The organism is Agrobacterium sp. 5Ca39 (genome assembly GCF_055382365.1).
In genome coordinates, this window is record NZ_AP026437.1 from 1,294,839 (window position 1) to 1,311,196 (window position 16,358).

General features: G+C 59.2%; 20 protein-coding genes. 14 read left to right on the forward strand and 6 right to left on the reverse strand.

Annotated elements, in window-relative coordinates:
* Window positions 1–17: 17 nt before the first annotated feature.
* From ACZ47E_RS19650 to ACZ47E_RS19660, 3 genes are read right to left on the reverse strand one after another with little or no spacing between them, the layout of a single operon-like run.
* Complete coding sequence (locus tag ACZ47E_RS19650) at window positions 18–893, reverse strand: carbohydrate ABC transporter permease (protein WP_004444935.1); 876 nt, start codon at window positions 891–893, stop codon at window positions 18–20.
* A complete protein-coding gene (locus ACZ47E_RS19655; protein WP_004444936.1) occupies window positions 886–1,839 on the reverse strand; it encodes a carbohydrate ABC transporter permease in 954 nt (317 codons plus the stop codon). Before ACZ47E_RS19655 ends, ACZ47E_RS19650 begins: the two co-directional genes overlap by 8 nt.
* 6 nt (window positions 1,840–1,845) lie before the next feature.
* Complete coding sequence (locus ACZ47E_RS19660; protein WP_044459275.1) at window positions 1,846–3,135, reverse strand: ABC transporter substrate-binding protein; 1,290 nt, start codon at window positions 3,133–3,135, stop codon at window positions 1,846–1,848.
* Between the two features lie 117 nt (window positions 3,136–3,252).
* Here ACZ47E_RS19660 and ACZ47E_RS19665 point away from each other — a divergent pair, with 117 nt between their 5' ends.
* From ACZ47E_RS19665 to ACZ47E_RS19725, 13 genes are all read left to right on the forward strand, one after another.
* The gene (locus ACZ47E_RS19665) at window positions 3,253–3,963 is read left to right on the forward strand and encodes a TetR/AcrR family transcriptional regulator (RefSeq protein ID WP_022562633.1); all 711 of its coding nucleotides are present in this window, start codon (window positions 3,253–3,255) and stop codon (window positions 3,961–3,963) included.
* A gap of 247 nt (window positions 3,964–4,210) precedes the next feature.
* On the forward strand, window positions 4,211–5,353 hold the full coding sequence (locus ACZ47E_RS19670) for a Gfo/Idh/MocA family protein (RefSeq protein WP_022562634.1): 1,143 nt from the start codon (window positions 4,211–4,213) through the stop codon (window positions 5,351–5,353).
* Between the two features lie 10 nt (window positions 5,354–5,363).
* Window positions 5,364–6,527 (forward strand): dihydrodipicolinate synthase family protein, encoded by a 1,164-nt coding sequence (locus ACZ47E_RS19675; RefSeq protein WP_278067554.1) that lies wholly within the window; start codon window positions 5,364–5,366, stop codon window positions 6,525–6,527.
* Between the two features lie 23 nt (window positions 6,528–6,550).
* On the forward strand, window positions 6,551–7,372 hold the full coding sequence (locus ACZ47E_RS19680) for a sugar phosphate isomerase/epimerase family protein (protein ID WP_004444942.1): 822 nt from the start codon (window positions 6,551–6,553) through the stop codon (window positions 7,370–7,372).
* Window positions 7,373–7,391: 19 nt separating this feature from the next.
* Complete coding sequence (locus ACZ47E_RS19685) at window positions 7,392–8,627, forward strand: Gfo/Idh/MocA family protein (RefSeq protein WP_004444946.1); 1,236 nt, start codon at window positions 7,392–7,394, stop codon at window positions 8,625–8,627.
* 322 nt (window positions 8,628–8,949) lie between these two features.
* Window positions 8,950–9,120, forward strand: a complete 171-nt coding sequence (locus ACZ47E_RS19690) for a hypothetical protein (RefSeq protein WP_004444952.1) — start codon at window positions 8,950–8,952, stop codon at window positions 9,118–9,120.
* A 261-nt stretch (window positions 9,121–9,381) separates the two neighbouring features.
* On the forward strand, window positions 9,382–9,591 hold the full coding sequence (locus ACZ47E_RS19695) for a cold-shock protein (RefSeq protein ID WP_003508146.1): 210 nt from the start codon (window positions 9,382–9,384) through the stop codon (window positions 9,589–9,591).
* 110 nt (window positions 9,592–9,701) lie between these two features.
* A complete protein-coding gene (locus tag ACZ47E_RS19700; RefSeq protein ID WP_004444954.1) occupies window positions 9,702–9,992 on the forward strand; it encodes a hypothetical protein in 291 nt (96 codons plus the stop codon).
* 28 nt (window positions 9,993–10,020) lie between these two features.
* A complete protein-coding gene (gene rpsU, locus ACZ47E_RS19705) occupies window positions 10,021–10,257 on the forward strand; it encodes a 30S ribosomal protein S21 (protein WP_006700627.1) in 237 nt (78 codons plus the stop codon).
* Between the two features lie 35 nt (window positions 10,258–10,292).
* The gene (locus ACZ47E_RS19710) at window positions 10,293–10,508 is read left to right on the forward strand and encodes a hypothetical protein (RefSeq protein WP_004444958.1); all 216 of its coding nucleotides are present in this window, start codon (window positions 10,293–10,295) and stop codon (window positions 10,506–10,508) included.
* A 43-nt stretch (window positions 10,509–10,551) separates the two neighbouring features.
* Window positions 10,552–10,689: a hypothetical protein gene (locus ACZ47E_RS19715; RefSeq protein ID WP_278067555.1), complete on the forward strand. Its 138-nt coding sequence runs from the start codon at window positions 10,552–10,554 to the stop codon at window positions 10,687–10,689.
* Window positions 10,690–11,240: 551 nt separating this feature from the next.
* Window positions 11,241–11,528, forward strand: a complete 288-nt coding sequence (locus ACZ47E_RS19720) for a hypothetical protein (RefSeq protein WP_278067556.1) — start codon at window positions 11,241–11,243, stop codon at window positions 11,526–11,528.
* Between the two features lie 95 nt (window positions 11,529–11,623).
* Window positions 11,624–11,866, forward strand: coding sequence for a hypothetical protein (locus tag ACZ47E_RS19725; RefSeq protein WP_034496602.1), 243 nt, complete (start codon window positions 11,624–11,626; stop codon window positions 11,864–11,866).
* Between the two features lie 22 nt (window positions 11,867–11,888).
* Here the strand turns inward: ACZ47E_RS19725 and ACZ47E_RS19730 are convergent, their stop codons facing one another.
* On the reverse strand, window positions 11,889–12,986 hold the full coding sequence (locus tag ACZ47E_RS19730) for an acyltransferase family protein (protein ID WP_278067557.1): 1,098 nt from the start codon (window positions 12,984–12,986) through the stop codon (window positions 11,889–11,891).
* Between the two features lie 301 nt (window positions 12,987–13,287).
* Between ACZ47E_RS19730 and ACZ47E_RS19735 the strand changes: the two genes are divergently transcribed.
* Entirely contained in the window at window positions 13,288–13,524 is a 237-nt protein-coding gene (locus ACZ47E_RS19735; RefSeq protein ID WP_004444965.1) for an acyl carrier protein, read from the forward strand.
* Window positions 13,525–13,627: 103 nt separating this feature from the next.
* Here the strand turns inward: ACZ47E_RS19735 and ACZ47E_RS19740 are convergent, their stop codons facing one another.
* Both ACZ47E_RS19740 and pglA read right to left on the reverse strand, forming a co-directional pair.
* Window positions 13,628–14,722 carry a glycoside hydrolase family 88/105 protein gene (locus tag ACZ47E_RS19740; protein WP_333900182.1) on the reverse strand — a complete coding sequence of 365 codons (1,095 nt, stop codon included), beginning with the start codon at window positions 14,720–14,722 and terminating at the stop codon, window positions 13,628–13,630.
* A gap of 8 nt (window positions 14,723–14,730) precedes the next feature.
* Complete coding sequence (gene pglA, locus ACZ47E_RS19745) at window positions 14,731–16,284, reverse strand: polygalacturonase PglA (protein ID WP_278067559.1); 1,554 nt, start codon at window positions 16,282–16,284, stop codon at window positions 14,731–14,733.
* Between the last annotated feature and the right edge of the window lie 74 nt (window positions 16,285–16,358).

The following is a 16,358-nucleotide window of genomic DNA, read 5'->3' on the forward strand; positions in this document are numbered from 1 at the left end:
CCCGATCCGGGATCCGCTCAGCGTTTCATTCCCGTCGTCGCGATGCCTTCAATCAGCAGCCGCTGGAAGAACAGGAAAAACAGGAAGACCGGCACCAGTGACAGGTTGGACATGGCGAAAAGCGAGGTCCAGTCCGAGCTGCCGGTGGAATCCACGAAGGACCTGAGACCAAGCTGCACGGTGTAGGTGTTGATGTCGTTCAGATAGATCAGCGGACCGAAGAAATCGTCCCAGGTCCAGATGAAGGAAAAGATGGCGGCCGTTGCCAGAACCGGCAGCGACAGGGGCAGCATGATCTTCCAGTAGATACGGAAGGGCGAGCAGCCATCCATGACAGCCGCTTCATCCAGCTCACGCGGAATACCGCGGAAGAACTGCACCATCAGGAAGATGAAGAAGGCGTCCGTCGCGAGATACTTCGGCACGATCAGCGGCAGCGATGTGTTCACCCAGCCCATTTCCAGAAACAGGATATATTGCGGGATGAGCACAACGTGATAGGGCAGCATCAAGGTGCCGAGCATCAGCGCGAACCAGAAATTGCGCCCGCCGAAGCGAAGCCTTGCAAAAGCGAACGCCGTGAGCGAGCAGCCGACCACGTTGCCGATGGTGGCCAGCACCGAGATGAAGAAGGAGTTCCAGAAGAACTGCCCAAAGCTCACCTGCAGCCCGGTCCAGCCTCTGATATAACCGCCGACATCCACCGCCGAGGGAATGAGCGAGGATGAGCCGAACAACTCGTCCTGCGGCCGGAAGGAGCCTGAAATCATCCACAGGATCGGATAGAGCATCGCAAAGGAGGCGATGATCAATGCCGTGTGGAGCATCACCGATTTCAGCGGCGAGCGTTGCGGGCCTTGTCCCGGCCGGGGAGCGGTAACAGCGTCAGTCATCGTAATGCACCCAGTATTTTGCGCTGAGGAACGAGAAGGCCGTGAACAGCGAGATGATGATCACCAGTATCCAGGCAAGCGCCGAGGCATAGCCCATGCGGAAGAAACCAAAGGCTTCCTGGTAAAGATAGAGCGTGTAGAACAGTGTCGAATTGATCGGCCCGCCGGTGCCTTCGGAAATGATGAACGCGGGCGTGAAGGCCTTGAAGGCGTCGATCGTCTGGATCACGGCGTTGAAGAAGATGACGGGCGTCAGAAGCGGCAGCGTAATGCGGAAGAACTGCCGCACCTTGCTCGCGCCATCGATTTCGGCGGCCTCATACATGTCCTGCGGAATTTGCCTCAGACCTGCGAGGAAAATGATCATCGGCGAACCGAACTGCCAGACCGACAGGATGACCAGCGTGTAGATCGAATAATCCGGATTGGAAATCCAGCTCGGCCCTTCATAACCAAAGGCCTGCCAGAGTATCATGTTGACGAGACCGTCAGAGGCGAAAAGCTGACGCCAGAGAACGGCAATCGCGACGCTGGAGCCCAACAAGGACGGCAGATAGAAAATCGCCCGATAGAGGGTCAGGCCGCGGATGCCGCGGTTGAAGGCGAGCGCCACCAGCAGCGCGAAGATCAGCTTCAGCGGCACCGACAGCAGCACATAGGTGAAGGTGACCTGCATGGCTGCGGCAAATTTCGGGTCGGCCGTGGCGATGCGCACATAATTGGCCGCACCCACCCAGTCTGGCGACTGCAACAGGTCGTAGTTGGTGAAGGACAGATAAAGCGACGCAAGCGCCGGGCCCAGCGTGAGGCCGAAAAAGCCGATCAGCCAGGGCAGGAGAAACAGGTAGGCGTGAATGTTGCGGTCGAAGATCCGCTTCAGGCCGCCCCGTTTCGGGAGAGCCGCGCCACGGCTCTCCCCCACAAGAGTTTCAGATCGAAAGGCCATAAACCATCACTTCCGTTTGATAACGGTTTCGGATTCCTTGACGAGGCGGTCACCGCCTTCTTCCGGGGTGATCTTGCCGAAGCCGACTTCTTCCGCCGTGCGTTTCAGGACAAAGGCGAATTCCCCCGCACCCGGAGGTGGCGCCGGCGGCAGATCGCCGACGCCGGGTGTAATTTCGGCGATATATTCCACCATGCTCTTGCTGACTTCATCGAGTTTCGGGGTCAGCGCGTTGCGCATGGATTCCGACGCCGGAACGCCGCGCTCCACGCCGAGAATATCGATGCCTTCCGGCTCGGCGACGAGGAAATTGATAAACCCGACGGCCTGTTCGATACCGGCACTGCCATTGGCGACGCTGATGAGCATGGAAGGTTTAAGGTAGTGGCCGGAAGGGCCGTCCTTCGTGCTCTTCGGATAGGAGCTGATGGCAAGTTTGGCCTTGTTGAGCTTCTGATACCCGACGAACTGGTTGGAATGGGCAAATGCGGTTGCCGCTTTGCCCGTCGTCAAAGGGTTGGTTTCGATATTGAGCTGGTCGAGCGCCTGCACATCGGCGGGCACGCAGGCACCACTCTTGCGCAGATCCGCCCAGAGCGTGAACCACTTGGTCGCGTCGGTCGGATCGAAGCCGATGCCGCCATCCTGTGTGTAGAGTGACTTGCCGTTCTGGCGCAGCCAGTTTTCAAAGCTCGGCTCCACGCCGCTCGCATCGGCTGTGGCGTAATAACCGGGCTTCGGCTTGTTCTTGCTGAGCTTGGCGGCATTTTCGGCAAACTCCTCCCAGGTCTGGCCGATGGCCGGCGGTGTCGCGCCGGATTTTTCCCAGGCCGCCCTGTCAAAGAAGACGGCGCTGGAATTGACCCCCAGATTGATGCCGTAAAGCTTTCCATCGACCCGGCCGGAATCGATGTTCATCTTGCCGAAATCCTCGATCTTCAAGCCCTTGCCGATGTAATCATCCAGCGGCGCCAGCGCGCCGCGCCGGCCATATTCGAAGATGTAACGATAATCCATCTGGATCAGATCGGGCGCGTTGCGGCCCGCCACCTGCGTTGCAAGGCGGGGCCAATAATCGCTCCAGCCGGCGAATTCCCCGGCAATGTCGAGATCGGGCTTCACCTGCTTGTAGGCTGCTATCGCCTTGTTGGTGCGATCGGCACGCTCCTGCGACCCCCACCACAACATGCGAAGGCGCGCGGCCTGCGCCTGCGCCGAACCACCCCCCAATGTTGCAAGCGACAGGGCCGCAAGCCCTGCCGAAAGCACAGTTCTCCTCTGAAGCATCACGGGCATTGGCAACTCCTCCCTATTGACTGCCAATTGATGATGAACGCAAACGACACTTGCCGTTTTATAACTAATTGGTTACATGGGAACACCGATCGCAAACATTGTCAAGCGGGTGCCGAAATGGAAGAAACGACTAAGAACCAGCCGTCCGATCCGGGCCCCGATCCGGCCGTGGAGAAAACGCCGCCGGCAAAGCGCAAACGGGCCACGGCCCAGGTGCGAAACCCGGAAAGAACCCGCGCCGCCATTCTTGAAGCTGCCCGCCGCGAGGTGGCCGCCAAAGGGCTGGCGGGAGCCAGAATCGATGTCGTCGCCCGCCGCGCCGGGACCAACAAGAGGATGATCTACCATTATTTCGGCGACAAGGATGCGCTTTATCTCGCCGTTCTGGAAGACGCCTACCGCCATATCCGCCACACTGAAAGACGGCTTGATCTGGCCCGTAAGGCCCCGTCCGAGGGCTTGCGGGAACTTGCGCTTTTCACCTGGCACTACTTTCTCGACCACCCCGAATTCCTGAGCATCCTCGCCACGGAAAACCTCAATAAAGCCCGGTATCTCAGGCAATCACCGACGATCACGGCGATGCACTCAAATTTCATTTCCGAGCTTGAGGACGTGCTGCGGCGTGGGAGCGACGCCGGCGAATTCCGTGACGGCCTCGATCCGATCGACGTTTATCTGACCATCGCTTCGCTCGGCGCCTTCTACCTGTCAAACAGGTTCACCCTGTCAACGATCTTCCAGCGCGACCTGACAGACCCTGCCGAGCTGGAGCGATGGGGCCAGCACATCGTCGACACGTTGCTTGCTGCAGTGCGGCGGGTCTGAACGAGCCAAGCCGGATTCCTGTTTAACTACAGCGATGACGCGCCATTCGCATCCGCGAAGCGCGTCATTTTCTTTTGCGGCGCAGCGAATGACTGCAAGGGCGAGCCTTCAAACCTCATCAAATTTTCCTGTCAAAAAACACCTTGACAGATCGTGTTCTTCGCGATCACAAATAACCAAATGGTTACAAATTACCATGTTTGACGGAAGCGGCCTTGCGGGAAAAGGCCGCCTTGGGAGGAAATTCATGAAACGTATCGGCGTCATCATGCACGGCATCACCGGCCGCATGGGTTACAACCAGCATCTCGTGCGCTCCGTTCTCGCCATTCGCGATCAGGGCGGCGTGCTTTTGAAGAACGGTGAAAGGGTGATGCTTGATCCCATTCTCGTCGGCCGCAACGGCGCGAAGATCGAGGAAATCGCCAAAAAGCATAATGTCGCGCGCTGGACGACCGATATCGATGCCGCTCTCGCCAACCCTGACGACACACTGTTCTTCGACGCTGGCACGACACAGATGCGTGGCAGCCTTTTGGAAAAAGCCATCAAGGCCGGTAAGAACGTATATTGCGAAAAACCGATTTCGGACACGATGGATGAGGCGCTGGCGATTGCCCGCCTGGCCGAAAGTGCGGGCATCAAGCACGGCGTGGTGCAGGACAAGCTGTTCCTGCCCGGCCTTCGCAAGCTCGCCATGCTGCGCGACAGCGGCTTCTTCGGCAAGATTCTCTCCGTGCGGGGCGAGTTCGGTTACTGGGTCTTCGAGGGCGACTGGCAGCCAGCGCAACGCCCCTCATGGAACTACCGCCTGAAGGATGGCGGCGGCATCATTCTCGATATGCTTTGCCACTGGCGTTATGTGCTCGACAATCTGTTCGGACCGGTGAAATCCGTGAGCTGCCTCGGAGCGACGCACATTCCGGAGCGTTTCGATGAACAGGGCAAAGCCTATAAGGCGGATGCGGACGACGCCGCCTACGCCACCTTCGAACTGGAGGGCGGAATTATCGCGCACATCAACTCTTCATGGGCGGTACGGGTGCGCCGTGATGATCTCGTCACCTTCCAGGTGGACGGCACCCACGGCTCGGCCGTCGCTGGCCTGACGAAGTGCTTCACCCAGCACCGCACCAACACACCGAAACCGGTGTGGAACCCCGACCAGCCGCAGACCATCGACTTCTACAAGACCTGGCAGGAGGTGCCGGACAACGTCATTTATGACAACGGCTTCAAGGCACAGTGGGAAATGTTCATCCGCCACCTCGTCGACAATGATCCGTGGCCCTATGGCCTGATGGAAGGCGTGAAGGGCGTGCAGCTTGCCGAACTGGGGCTGAAATCATGGAAGGAACGCCGCTGGCTCGACGTTCCCGCCCTTTCCTGAGGAGGCTGACGTGAGTGAACTCAAGCTTCCGAAGGACGACCGCAGCATCGAGGTCTACAGATTATCCGGCACGCCGATCTCGGTTGAAAAACGAAGTGCCGCCGATTTCAACCGCGTCGCTTTCGCGGCCGCCCACGTGGTGGCCGATCCGCTTGCCGACAACGACCCGTGGCTGACCCCCGCGATCGATTGGGATGCGACCTTGCGTTTCCGTCATCGCCTTTGGGACCTCGGCCTCGGGGTTGCAGAAGCGATGGACACGGCGCAGCGCGGCATGGGGCTGGCATGGCCGCAGGCCCAGGAGCTGATCTCCCGGTCGCTGAAGGAAGCCGCCAGCCGCAAGGATGCGCTGATTGCCTGCGGGGTGGGCACCGATCATCTGAACGGCAGCGGTTACGATCTGAATCAAATTATCCACTCTTACCTCGAACAGCTTGATTTTGTTCAGGGAGAAGGCGGGCGCGTTATCCTGATGGCCAGCCGCGCGCTCGCCGCCGCCGCCCGTTCGCCCGATGATTACCTCAAGACCTACGCCAGGGTGCTTTCCCGCGCCGAACAGAAAGTGGTGATCCACTGGCTGGGCGAAATGTTCGACCCGGCGCTCGAGGGCTACTGGGGTTCGGGCGACCATATGACCGCCATGGACACCTGCCTTGCCATGATCGAGGAAAATGCCGACAAGATCGACGGCATCAAAATTTCACTTCTCTCCAAGGAAAAGGAAATTGCCATGCGCCGCCGCCTGCCCGCTGGCGTGCGCATGTATACCGGCGACGATTTCAATTATGCCGAATTGATCGCCGGTGACGAACAGGGTCATTCGGATGCGCTCCTCGGCATTTTCGATGCCATCGCGCCTGCTGCGTCCAAGGCGCTGGCCAGCCTGAAGCGCGGTGCTGACAATGAATTTTTCGATATTCTGGAGCCGACGGTGGCGCTTTCACGCCACATCTTCAAGGCGCCCACCCGCTTCTACAAGACCGGCGTGGTGTTCCTCGCCTATCTCAACGGATTGCAGGATCATTTCACCATGGTCGGCGGCCAGGAAAGCACCCGTTCCACGCAGCATTTCGCCGAGCTTTTCCGGCTGGCGGACAAGGCCAACGTGCTGGCTGAACCTGACCTGGCGACGCACCGGATGAAGGCATTTCTCGCCGTCCGGGGTATCAGCTGAAGCAGAACGAGGGAGGATAGAAGATGAGCCTTGAAGGCCTTTCCATCAATTTCGCGACCGTGCGGCAAGGCGCAAATTTCGGTGCCATCGTGGATGCCTGCCTCGCCCATGGCATCACCACCATCTCACCGTGGCGCGAGCAGGTGAACGGTATCGGCCTTGCGGAGGCCGCCCGCATCGTTGAGCGGAACGGCCTGCGCCTGTCCGGTCATTGCCGCGGCGGTTTTTTCCCGGCTCCTGACGCTGAAGGCCGACGTCTCGCCATCGAGGACAATAAACGCGCCGTCGATGAGGCCGCCGCCATGAAGGCCGACTGCCTTGTGCTTGTCGTGGGCGGCCTGCCCGCCGGTTCGCGCGATCTGAAAGGTGCGCGGCAGATGGTGGAGGACGGCATGGCGGAACTTCTTCCTTATGCGCGGGCTGCCGGCGTGCCGCTCGCCATCGAACCGCTGCATCCTTTCTATGCCGCGGACCGCGCCTGCATCAACACGCTGAAACAATCGCTCGACCTCTGTGACCGGCTGGGTGCCGGCACCGGCGTGGCCATCGATGTCTATCATGTCTGGTGGGACCCGGAGCTGGAGGAGCAGGTGGCGCGGGCCGGCAGGAATGGCCAAATTCTCGCCCATCACATCTGCGACTGGCTGGTGCCGACCACTGACCCGCTCAACGATCGCGGCATGATGGGAGATGGTGTGATTGACCTCAAGGCATTTCGCGCCATGATCGAGGCTGCGGGCTTCCACGGCCCGCAGGAAGTGGAAATCTTTTCGCATCGCTGGCAGGCGCGCCCGGTGGACGAGGTCCTCGCCACCGTGGTCGAGCGTTTCAAGACTGTTTGTTGATAGATCCGGGAGAGAGACAATGCCTGAAAGGGTGAAACGCAAACGCTATGCGCTGGTCGGCACCGGCAATCGTGGCACCACCATGTGGGGCCGCGAATTGCTGGCCGGCTGGAGCGACTATGTCGAACTGGTCGGCATTTGCGACCTGAACCTGATGCGCGCCGAGCGCGCCCGCGCCATGATGGGATCGAGCGCCCCGCTTTACGACGATTTCGACCGGATGATGGAAGAGCAGCGCCCGGAGCTGGTGATCGTCTGCACGCCCGACGATACGCATGACGACATCATCATCCGCGCGCTGGAAGGCGGGGCAGACGTCATCAGCGAAAAGCCGATGACCACCACCCCCGAAAAGATTGACCGGATTCGCGCAGCCGAGGCCAAAAGCGGCCGCCGGGTCGATGTCTCCTTCAATTATCGCTTCTCTCCCACCGCCGCCCGCATCAAGGAACTGATCGATGAAGGCGCCATCGGCACCGTTACCTCGGTGGATTTCCACTGGTATCTCGATAACCAGCACGGCGCGGATTATTTCCGCCGGTGGCACGCCTTCACAGAACATTCCGGCAGCCTGTTCGTGCACAAGGCCACGCACCATTTCGACCTCCTGAACTGGTATCTCGATTCCGATCCGGTGGAGGTGAAGGGCTTCGGGCAATTGCTGCATTATGGCAAGAACGGCCCGTTCCGCGGAACGCGCTGTCGCACCTGTCCGCACAAGAATGAGTGTGATTATTTCATGGACCTCGGCGCCGATCCTTTCCTCGATGCGCTCTACGAGGACCCGTCGAGCATTGACGGATACATGCGTGATGCCTGCGTCTTCCGGGAGGACATCGACATTCCCGATACCATGAGCGCTTCGATCCGTTATGCCAGCGGCGTGCAGGTTTCCTATTCACTCAACACCTACATGCCGATAGAGGGTCACCACATCGCCTTCAACGGCCACAAGGGTCGCATCGAGATGCGCCAATATGAAAAGCAGCCCTGGACGGAGCCGCCAGCCGATGAAATCCTGCTGGTGAAGAGCTTCGGCGGCGGTGTTGAGCACATCTGGGTGCCGCATGAGCCGGGCGGCCATTATGGCGGCGACAACCGCATGCGCGACATGATCTTCAAGCCCGGCTCCAACGACCGGCTGCGGCAGCGGGCTGGTTCGCGCGCTGGCGCCATGTCGGTTCTGACAGGCGTGGCGGCACTGAAAAGTGCGCTGGAAGGCGGCGCCCAGCCGGTGAAATCCCTGCCCCTCTAGCTGCCTCAGCCCGTGGCGCCATCCGCCACGGGCAACCACCAAAAAGAACGGGCGATATTCCGCAGATTACGCACTCCTTCCATACCGGTAAATTGATTGCCGGGGGAAGAAAGAGTGAGTCATGTCCAGTTTGCAATCCATCGTTCCGCTCATCATCATCGGCGTCAGCCTCGTCGTATTCTTCAAATGGGTGGGGCGCGACATGAATCGGGAAGAGAAGAAGCCGCGCTCCCGCCGCTGACCGATCACGCCCGCCCGCGCCCTTGCACGGTTACGGAACCTCGTCCTGCCGTCAGCGTTTCCCTGTCAGAAGGAGAACGCCATGACGCAAGAGCAAAAGACGAAAAACGACGACAACAGGGCTTCGAAGGTCAGCGACATTCCTCCTGCAGGTCCGCACGCCAAACCTTCCCTGACCGACCATGAAAAGACACCAGGCGCAGGAAGCCTGCCGGATGGCGACAGCAAGGACGTCACGCCTGGCGCCGGCTGATGACCATTTGCGCCGAAATATCATACATTTATTATATTTCGGCGCATTAACAGTAACTTAGCCCCCGAACCGTCGCGAAATACCTGTTTCTTCACGGTGGTCATTGCAAAATCGAAAATTGAGCTTATATTTGCCTTATCGACCATTGCTTGTGACGTCGTTCTGGAACAGACTGTTCCCCGTCGGATTTCCTCTCAAATAATCGATCTTATCCCGCAAGGTATCGCGGGAACCACAACGATTCTACGAAAGGAAATCGTTATGAACACTGGTACTGTAAAGTGGTTTAACGCCACCAAGGGCTTCGGCTTCATTCAGCCTGACAATGGCGGCACGGACGTTTTCGTCCACATTTCCGCTGTCGAGCGCGCTGGCATGCGTTCTCTGAACGACGGCCAGAAGATCAGCTACGAGATCGTCCAGGACCGTCGGTCCGGAAAGAGCTCTGCCGACAACCTTCAGGCAGCTTGATATTCGTCATTTTGGCACCGCAGACCACGGATGTACTGGCTGCGCTTGCCGATGACTGTGAGAGGTCGGGTTAAAGCCCGGCCTTTTGTTTTTGGGCCATGGAGGTCCTCATGCGTAAAAATTCCTATCATTGCGGTGACACCGTCTTTTTGAAGTCCGGCGTCCTTGGCAATGCACAGCCCGATGGTCCCGGCCGGATCGTGTCAGTCATGCCCGAAGCCCAGGGAACGGTTCGTTACAGGGTGCGTTTCCAGCACGAGAATTTTGAGCGCAGCGTCGCACTCGATGAGATAGACGCATCGATGTCGACGGCCTCGCGGCTAGGCAAAGGCGAAAGCCTCTCGCCACGCGAAACCGGATCAAGCTGGATCAACCTGAACACGATCAAAATCAGAAAGTAGCGGCATTGGCCGCTTAAAGGAGATAGTCTTGCAGGTACTCGTTAGAGACAACAATGTTGAACAGGCCCTTCGCGTCCTGAAAAAGAGAATGCAGCGTGAAGGCATTTTCCGCGAGATGCGCGCCCGCGAATCCTATGAAAAGCCGTCGGAAAAGCGTGTTCGCGAAGAAGCCGAAGCCGTACGCCGCCACCGCAAGCTGGAGAAAAAGAAGATGCAGCGCGAAGGGCTGCTGCCAGCGCCCAAAAAGGCCGCCCGTACCCGGTAAACGCCCTACACCGCACTTCCGCGAAGGAGACTGCCATGGCCGCCACGAAAGAAGTTTTTTTCAAGCCCGGTAAACTGTCCGCTCAGGACAAAGCATCATTGACCGACAGCGCGGCAAAGCAGATCATCAACGCCGAAGCCGACCAGCGCGCCCGCAAGACGGAACGCCTTCGCCAGCTTCGCGAGGCACAGGAAGCGGCGGTTGTCGCCGCCGATCCGGTGCCCGCAAAGAAACGATCCGGTAACAGATAGCGGGCGCTTTTACATCGCCCGGTCAACGCAGGAGGACGACACCATGGCAAAGGGTCAGTTGCGCAGTAACAAGGAAATCCGCAAGCCGAAGAAGGACAAGACAAAAACACCCGCCGCGGCGCCAGCCGGTTCGCAGGTGAAACTCGCAAACGCCACGACAGCGGATGGCAAGAAGAAGTAGGGCACGGTATCGGCGCGCAGGTCACGACGATAAATGTCTCGTCTGGGAGACCGGACTTGTTTTGGCCATATTGCTCTTCTATATATTTCCCATAGCAACTGCTGGTGAGCGCGAATGAAATCGTCGTTCGCAGTTGTTTTAGTCGCTTCAGACTTTTGACCACGGATGTACTGGCACTGGTGTTGAGAGCGATATGAGGAAGGTCGGTGCAATATTGCCCCGGCCTTTTTTGTTGCCGTGAGCAGCCGAAGATAAATATGCACGACTGCCGCCGACTGCGACGGAATTAACTTGCCTATTCCGCCTAATGGGCGCACCCTCCCAATCACTGAAAAGGGCGTTACCGCTGCTTTACGACGGCCGCTGAAGCCCTCGTCCTGCTCATGTCGTTGACCCGCAGGAACGATACGGACCCACACGACATGAATGTCCAAGGCGCGACGCTTTAATGGCACGGCCTGTCGCTCGGATGCACGGAAGAGGCGTCGCATGACGTCCGCAGCGACGCGAGACACCACAGTTTTGGTGAACCCCATAGAAAGGAGGACGTGATGTCTTCCGCATATGAAAATTGCATCATTTCGTCACAGGACCTCAAGATGCTCCAGTCGGTGCTGGCAGACCTCGGTTATGACCGGCACACCATGGGCGAGGAGGTCATGCTTTACAACAATGCCGCCCGAAAGGTGATCCAGCTGTTTCAGGGCGGGCTGACCGACCCTGCCGAGCTTTCGAAGGAAATGCGCTTTCTTTTTGGCGTTCATAAACATGATCGCAGTAAATCATGGAAACCGTTGCCACGTTACGCGATTCAGGGGCTGCCGCCTCTTTACCGATAACGGCGCTCTTCCATCCATGACGACGGGAACCAGGCCTTCAAAATCACCGATGAAAATAACGGCTTGGCAAATGATGTATATCAGGCAACACTGAAATGGATACCTCCGTGCGCGGATCAGGCGGCACGAAGGTGACGGATGGAACATGCGCGCTGAAGGCCGGGACAGGCCTCGACGTCAGCGGGTTCCATACCGGCGGGTTTGCGTCTGCGTGGAGAGAGAGTATGACGTATGACTGGAGCGGCCGCAGAATGCGCCGCATGCGAGCGGCGAAACTGACGATCATCAGCCTTGTGGCCGCCTTTGTGCTGACCGCGCCTATCTTTGCCCACTACTGAATTTCAGGCCCGCTTGTTTCGACTAGACGGGCTGGCGGGTTTCTGCGCGTTTCCGCAGACGGTTTTTCACCCATTTCTGAACGGGCTGATCGTAACGGACCGTCAGCCACCATGAAATCCACGTCGTGCCGATGAGAAACAGGACGCCGGCTGGCAGGGCGATATTCTGCTGCGTGATGGACGGGACCAAAAACTCCGTCCATGCCAGAAGCGGAATATGCAGGACATAGACGGCGTAAGACGCCGTACCAAGAAACCCCGAAAGTGCACTCACCATGGGGCCCGGCACCGTTCGGCTGGCCACGAACAGCAGCAGCGGCCAGAGGAGCAGGACGATTGCGAGGTCGAAGAAGGGCCGGACTTCGCGTGATACGGGCACGGCAAGGATGACACAGACGAGCACCAGACACAGCGCGGCTTGGACGGGCCTCAGCTCCGGCACACGGTTGCGGAACCGGTAAACCAGCACGCCGGCGAAAAACGAAAAGAATACCCGACCCATGCCGGCATACATTTCATGCCAACGGAAACCGAGATGCAGCTTTCCAGACGCGGCGGCGGCCACCACCAGTACAATGGCGCTGGCAACAATGACGGCTGCGATCTGTTTCACCGTCGCCCGCACGCCCCAGCGGGCATAGACCACGTTCACCACCAGTTCGTTGAAAAGCGACCACGCCGGGCTGACGAGAAACAGCGCGCCATTGAGGGTCAACGTGAAAGGCGCCGGCAGAAAGAGAAGCCCCGTCACCAGCGCAAAGGCCAGTTCACCGGGATCGATGAGGCGATGCAGATCGTCGATCGGCGTCGGCAGACCCAGTATATAAAGGCAGATGAAATAGGCCACCATCAACGCCAGTGCCAGCACATAAAGCGGATAAAGCCGGGCGAAGCGCGCCTTCATGAAAAAGCCGGGCGTGATAGCCCCGTCACGCAATCTGACGCCATAGGCGTGAGCCAGCACGAAGCCGCTGAGAGCAAAAAACAGATCAACGGCAAGATAGCTCGAGGCCGGATCCCTGCCGAAAAACTGCTCGGCATGGCGATGGACGATAAAGAGCGCAGCCACGCCCCTTATGCCGTCAAGCAAGATGAAGCGTTCCGGGGATGATGGGGCCATGGCGTTGATGCTCAATGAGATAGCGGCAATTGTTCAATGGAAACCAGCTTTACCGCGTCCCGGTTCTCCGCTTCCAGTCACAAACCGTTTAATCTTGCAGTCGCCGCGAATTTTTCCGGACATGGGGTCGAGGCCGGCACCCTTTCGCAGCGGAGAAAGGCGTGCTACGTCCGGATGTCATCGATGTTTCGACCCCGTGACACAGCCGTGTTGTTCCTGCAAATGTGTGATTTTGCAAGAACAAGTTCCGGCAATGTCCATGGGGCAGGTTCGGCGACAACCACTCTCGCGGAGCCTTCTCATGCCCACAATTGCCGAACGTATCAGAAAAATCATCGTGGACCAGCTTGGCGCAGACCCTGCCGCCGTCGTGGACGATGCCAGTTTCGCCGACGATCTCGGGGCAGACTCTCTGGAAATAGTTCAGGTGGTCATGGAGATCGAAGAGGAATTCGGGGTGGAGATTCCGGATTCCGCCGCAAATACGATCCTGACAGTCGGCGACGCCATCCGCTTCATCGAAAAAAGCACGGCTTGACGGTGAAGCGCCGGAGGCGGGCCTGATCCGCCGATAGCGCCGCAACCGGGCAAATTTCGGGGAGTCCCGCTCTAACTATCCTGCTCATCGAGGTGGTGGCACATCAGACCAGCAGGAGATTTTCGGCAAAGGCCATCATCAGGGGACCCACTCCCTTGGCGTCATCGCTAACCACTGGCTCGGTCAGATAATATTCCGGCGAGCCGTCGCGATAATTGCCCTCGAAACCACCAAGTCCAGCGACGTGTACGATGCCGGTAAGACGAGTGACACCGTCTTCGCCCGCCAGAAGCCGGGTCTCCAGCAGAGCCGAAAGCGCGCGACGACCTGCGGACAAAGCCGCGCCCGCCGCCTCTCCCTGCAGCAGCCCAAGACGGACCGCACGCAGCAGCGCATAGGAGAACATTGCGGAGGCGGATGTCTCCTCGTAATTGCCCTCCAGATCCGGATTATCGAGAACCTGCATCCACAGACCGCTGCCTGTCTGGCGTGCGACGATCTCAGCCAGGAGGCGCCGTGTGCTCTGTCGCAATTCATTTGTCCGGCCATCATCCGGCAGTATCGTGAGCGCATCCACCAGCGCCATGGCCAGCCAGCCGACCGCACGGGCCCAGACGGCCGGCGATTTGCCGGTCTGCGGATCGGCCCAGCGCTGGGTGCGGCTTTCATCGTAGCCATGAACATAGAGCCCGCCGGTATCCGCCGTCAGGGCAAGTGCCGTTGAAAACTGCCTCAGCGCGTCGTCGATCAGTTCGCCCCGCCCCGTTGCCTGCGCATATTCAATCTGGAACGGAAGACCCATATAGAGACCGTCCAGCCAAACCTGATGCGGATAGCGTTTCTTGTGCCAGTAATTGCCGCAGGCGATGCGTGGATGGCTGCGTAGCTGCCCCGCCAGATGGTCCGCGGCAGCGAGATACCGTGGGTCACCCGTTTCTTCCGAAAGGGGAAAGAGGATACGGCCGGCAAGAATATGGTCGATATTATATTCCTGCGGATCGTAACCGGCGAGTGCGCCGTCGGTCGCTATCTGCACATCGGCGAGCCGGTGCAGATGGTCGCTCCAGCGCGCCTCTCCGGTGGCCTCGGACAGCTGCTGCAGGCCGCGGTAGATGCATCCATCCTCATAACACCAGCTGCCGCCCTTGTAATGCCTATAACGACTGCAGAATTGCTCAAAATATTCAGTGGCTTTCATGGATTTTCTCAATCGCGATCTGAAACGGTGGAAATGGAAGCGTCGCTCAGCATGGCAGGATCGTCGCAGACTATATGTGTCTGCTCGACAACAATCGCCTCATGGCGCATGGGACGAACCCGGTCAGCCATGATTGGAGGCGCGGCGATGGCCGATGGATCGCGCGAGACGATGGTGAGATTGCGGATGGCGACATTGCGGATGGGTGCTTCGGGAAGGCCGAGAAAGACGCCCGCAGCATGGGCGAGATTGCGTATTTCGACGTCTTCCACGGTAATTCCATCGATGAATGGCGTGCCCTTGTCGATCGGCGCCGGCTTCCGCGACTGTACCCGTTCGTCATGTCCATCAGCATCGCAATGATAATGTGCATTGGCGGAAAGCGCGGTTTGCACGCCGTCCAGCAGCACCCGGCGCATGGCGATATTGCTGACGATGCCGCCCCGTCCGCGCCGCGTCTTGAGGCGCAGGCCGCGATCCGTGCCGACCATGTCGCAATCCTCCACAGATACGTCATGCACGCCGCCGGACATTTCCGAGCCGATCACCAGCCCGCCATGGCCGCGCTCCATCAGACAATGGCGCACAAGAATGCCACGGGTTTCCGCGAGATGATCGTCCTCGCCATCCGGGCCGCGCTTTCCTGCCTTTACGGCGATGCAATCGTCTCCGACCGAAAAACGAACGCCCGATATCGTGACGTTGCGGCAGCTTTCAGGATTGAAACCATCAGTGTTCGGGCTGTCATGCGGCGCGTTGATGGTGAGGCCGGCAGCGATCAAGTCTTCGCAGCCCTGCGGATGGATTGTCCATGAGGCAGCGTTTTTTATCGTAAAGCCGAGAAGCTGGATCTTGCGGCAGGAAACGAGATGCAGGCCGCGCGGCCGTCGCGCGCCGTCGCGGGTTTCTTTTGGCCAGCTCCACCAGTCACCCCTGTCGCCCGAACCATCGAGAACGCCCCTGCCCTCGATGATGAGATTATCTGTCCCGATGGCGTGAACCGGCGCGGCGAAACAGGCTTCCGGCAGGCCTTCCCAGCTTCCGAGCATATGGCCCGCATCATCGCGTGCCGGCAGGATCGGCCACCCTTTGCGGCTCGAAGGGGCGCGCAGCACGGCTCCCTCGGCAAGATGGAAGGTCATGTTGCTTTTGAGGCGGACAGGGAAGGACGTCCAGAGACCGGCCGCAAGCTGCAATGTGCCGCCATGCGGCACAGCAGCCATCGCCCTTTCCAGCGCCTCGGCATTGGCACGCGCGCCCTCTTCATCATCGAGCGCGACATCCGGCGTCAGGGAGAACGCCGCAGCCTCAACAAGCCCGGCGCAAGGGCTGGTTCTGAACTCCAGCGCTGCGAACCCCTCGGCCTCGAACAGATAGCAGGTATCCTGTAAGAGATCATGCAGCAGCGTCACCACGGTCGCAGTTTCGCCGCGCCGCTCGTCGCCTTCCATCGACGACAAACGCCACTCTGTCCTCGCCGGAAGGAAATGGCGAGCGCCGGGTGCGGCGAGGCAAAGCGCTGCCGTTCGCGCTGAAGACGCGATGATAAGGGGTTCGTTCATGTTCATTTCCCGTCTTTCGTCCCTATCCGGCCAGGCCCTGGCGGACATGCCTCGCATGTTCCGGCAGCCGGTCG

Excerpts from the sequence above, each read along its gene's own strand:
- ACZ47E_RS19725 (WP_034496602.1), top strand. The coding sequence starts at position 11,624 with ATGGATACCTCCGTGCGCGGATCAGGCGGCACGAAGGTGACGGATGGA.
- ACZ47E_RS19715 (WP_278067555.1), top strand. The coding sequence starts at position 10,552 with ATGGCAAAGGGTCAGTTGCGCAGTAACAAGGAAATCCGCAAGCCGAAG.
- pglA (WP_278067559.1), bottom strand. The coding sequence starts at position 16,284 with ATGAACGAACCCCTTATCATCGCGTCTTCAGCGCGAACGGCAGCGCTT.
- ACZ47E_RS19685 (WP_004444946.1), top strand. The coding sequence starts at position 7,392 with ATGCCTGAAAGGGTGAAACGCAAACGCTATGCGCTGGTCGGCACCGGC.
- ACZ47E_RS19695 (WP_003508146.1), top strand. The coding sequence starts at position 9,382 with ATGAACACTGGTACTGTAAAGTGGTTTAACGCCACCAAGGGCTTCGGC.
- ACZ47E_RS19735 (WP_004444965.1), top strand. The coding sequence starts at position 13,288 with ATGCCCACAATTGCCGAACGTATCAGAAAAATCATCGTGGACCAGCTT.
- ACZ47E_RS19700 (WP_004444954.1), top strand. The coding sequence starts at position 9,702 with ATGCGTAAAAATTCCTATCATTGCGGTGACACCGTCTTTTTGAAGTCC.
- ACZ47E_RS19655 (WP_004444936.1), bottom strand. The coding sequence starts at position 1,839 with ATGGCCTTTCGATCTGAAACTCTTGTGGGGGAGAGCCGTGGCGCGGCT.
- ACZ47E_RS19690 (WP_004444952.1), top strand. The coding sequence starts at position 8,950 with ATGACGCAAGAGCAAAAGACGAAAAACGACGACAACAGGGCTTCGAAG.
- ACZ47E_RS19720 (WP_278067556.1), top strand. The coding sequence starts at position 11,241 with ATGTCTTCCGCATATGAAAATTGCATCATTTCGTCACAGGACCTCAAG.
- ACZ47E_RS19660 (WP_044459275.1), bottom strand. The coding sequence starts at position 3,135 with ATGCCCGTGATGCTTCAGAGGAGAACTGTGCTTTCGGCAGGGCTTGCG.
- ACZ47E_RS19665 (WP_022562633.1), top strand. The coding sequence starts at position 3,253 with ATGGAAGAAACGACTAAGAACCAGCCGTCCGATCCGGGCCCCGATCCG.
- ACZ47E_RS19710 (WP_004444958.1), top strand. The coding sequence starts at position 10,293 with ATGGCCGCCACGAAAGAAGTTTTTTTCAAGCCCGGTAAACTGTCCGCT.
- ACZ47E_RS19680 (WP_004444942.1), top strand. The coding sequence starts at position 6,551 with ATGAGCCTTGAAGGCCTTTCCATCAATTTCGCGACCGTGCGGCAAGGC.
- ACZ47E_RS19730 (WP_278067557.1), bottom strand. The coding sequence starts at position 12,986 with ATGGCCCCATCATCCCCGGAACGCTTCATCTTGCTTGACGGCATAAGG.
- ACZ47E_RS19650 (WP_004444935.1), bottom strand. The coding sequence starts at position 893 with ATGACTGACGCTGTTACCGCTCCCCGGCCGGGACAAGGCCCGCAACGC.
- ACZ47E_RS19740 (WP_333900182.1), bottom strand. The coding sequence starts at position 14,722 with ATGAAAGCCACTGAATATTTTGAGCAATTCTGCAGTCGTTATAGGCAT.
- ACZ47E_RS19670 (WP_022562634.1), top strand. The coding sequence starts at position 4,211 with ATGAAACGTATCGGCGTCATCATGCACGGCATCACCGGCCGCATGGGT.